This is a genomic window from Mesorhizobium sp. M4A.F.Ca.ET.020.02.1.1 (genome assembly GCF_004022645.1).
Lineage (GTDB): Bacteria > Pseudomonadota > Alphaproteobacteria > Rhizobiales > Rhizobiaceae > Mesorhizobium.
The window spans coordinates 1-939 of sequence record NZ_RZOI01001211.1; the positions used below are offsets into that span (position 1 = coordinate 1).

Annotated in this window: 1 protein-coding gene; it reads left to right on the forward strand. The window is 62.4% G+C overall.

Translation table 11 applies throughout. The features are described from left to right. The coding region (locus EN742_RS36140; protein WP_148670576.1) for an ABC transporter permease at positions 1-939 on the forward strand (939 nt) is incomplete at both ends.

Here is a 939-nt window from a genome sequence, read left to right on the forward strand (position 1 = left end):
GCGCTGGTCATCCTGGTCGGCGCGTTCGAGCTGATCGGCCGCGTCTTCCTCGGCGACAGCTTCCTGTTCAACACCCGTGAAAATGTCAGTGGGATCTTCAACGAGGCCCGCCTGCAGATCATCATCCTGCAGGTGTCGATCGTCGGCATCATCGCCATCGGCGTGACGCAAGTCATCATCAGCGGCGGCATCGACCTGTCCTCGGGCTCGATCGTCGGCGCGACGGCGATGATCGCCATGAGCTTTGCCCAGGTAGCGACGGTCAATGGCAACCCGAACCCCAAGGCGATGTTCCTGGCGCAGGGCTGGACCGACCTGCCCGTGATCGTCCCGCTGCTCGTCGCCATCTCTTGCGGCCTTATCGCCGGCCTGATCAACGGTGCGCTGATCGCCTATACGCGCATCCCGCCCTTCATCGCCACGCTCGGCATGATGGTCACCGCGCGCGGCATCGCCAAATGGTGGTCGAAGGGTCAACCGATCTCGTTTCCGACCGACAGTTTCGCCGCCATCGGCAAGGGCCTGATGCCGGTTATCATATTCATTTCGCTGGCGATCCTGTTCCAGCTCATCTTGAGCTACACCAGATACGGCAAGCACTGTTACGCCATCGGCTCCAATGAGGACGCCGCACGCATGTCCGGCATCAAGATCGCCAACCACAAGGTGCTGGTCTATGTCATCGCCGGCATTCTCGCTTCCGTTGCCGCGGTGGTGCTGTCCTCCAAGAACCTCACCGCCCAGGCCGGCATGGGCGTGATGTACGAGCTCGATGCGATCGCCATGGCGGTCATCGGCGGCGTCTCGCTGTCGGGCGGCCGCGGCTCGATCATCGGCACCGTCATCGGCTCGCTGATCTTCGGCGTCATCATCTCCGGCTTCACCTTCCTGCGCCTCGACGCCTACTACCAGGAGATGGTCAAGGGCGTGATCATCGTC